2 pseudogenes are annotated in these 1,329 nt (G+C 67.9%); both read right to left on the bottom strand.

Annotation, left to right across the window (positions count from 1 at the left end):
- Positions 1-2: 2 nt before the first annotated feature.
- A pseudogene (locus JCM19049_RS14400) lies at positions 3-858 on the bottom strand (metal ABC transporter permease).
- Positions 859-860: 2 nt separating this feature from the next.
- Positions 861-1,329 (bottom strand): annotated as a pseudogene (locus JCM19049_RS14395) (hypothetical protein); the annotation flags it as partial.

Below are 1,329 nucleotides of genomic sequence, written 5' to 3'. Positions count from 1 at the left end.
CGCTAGACCTGGTGGCGGCTGGGTGAACGCACGGCCTCGATGAGCCGGCACACCAGGTAGATCACGAACGAAATCGTGGTCACGTACGGGCTGATCGGCAGCGCCCCGCCCAGCGCCAGCAGAATCCCGCCCACCACGCTGGTCAGCGCGAACAGCACCGAGAGCAGCACGGTGATTGCCGGGTTGCTGCTCACCCGCAGGGCGGCGGCGCTGGGGGTGATCAGCAGCGCCAGCACCAGCAGCGCGCCGACCACCTGGATCGACATGGCCACTGCCAGGGCCAGCACCACCATGAACACGATCGACAGCCCGGAGGTGCGCACTCCGCGGGCGCGGGCCAGCACCGGGTCGACGCTGGCATAGGTCAACGGGCGCCACATGATGATCAGGCGAGGATCACCACGGCGCTGATCACCAGCGTGCCGCCCAGCTGCGCCTCGTCCACGGCGACGATCTGCCCGGTCAGCAGCCCGAACTTGTTCGCGCTGCGCCCCTCGTAGAGGGAGAGGAACAAGATCCCCAGGCCCAGCCCGAAGGCATCAGCACCCCGGTAATGGAATTGCGGTCCTTCGCCCGGGTGCCCAGCACGCCCAGCACCAGCGCGGCGATCAGCGAGCCGAACACCGAGCCGGTGACCACGTCCGCGCCGATCAGCAGCGCGAAGGAGGCCCCCGCAAAGGACAGTTCGGCGATGCCGTGCACCGCGAAGGCCATGTCGCGCATCATGATGAAGATGCCGATCAGCCCGCCAACCACCCCGAGCACGGCCCCGGCGATCAGGGAGTTGCTCACCAGCGGCAACAGCTGGGCGTAATCCTCGAAATTGATCACGCGCTCAAGAAAATTATCCAACCCCATGCCTATCGTCCCGCCGTACCCGGTTCACGGGTTTCCGGTCCGCCCGTTTCCGATTCACCCTTCGCCGCCGCCTGGCCATCCGGCCCGCCCTCTTCCGGTGTCACCGGATCGGGCACCTGGCGTTCCCCGTCCCCGGTGACCACCACAATCCGCCCGTTGACCCGCAGCACCTCAACGCGCGATCCGTACAGCTCGCTGAGCACCTCGCTTTGCATGACCTCATCCACGGTCCCCACGTGGAACCGCCCGCCGGCCAGGTACAGCACCCGGTCCACGTAGGCAGGATCGGGTTGATCTCGTGGGTGACGAAGATGACCGCGCTGCCGGCCTGCACGGCCTGGCGGTGGATCACCTCGCTGATCGCCTGCTGGTGGTGCAGGTCCAGGCTCAGCAACGGCTCGTCGCACAGCAGCACCCGCGGGTTGGAGGCCAACGCCTGCGCAGCCCGCAGCCGCTGCTGCTCCCCTCCGG

It is taken from the genome of Arthrobacter sp. JCM 19049 (genome assembly GCF_001310435.1).
This window is presented reverse-complemented; position numbering and strand designations above follow the sequence as displayed.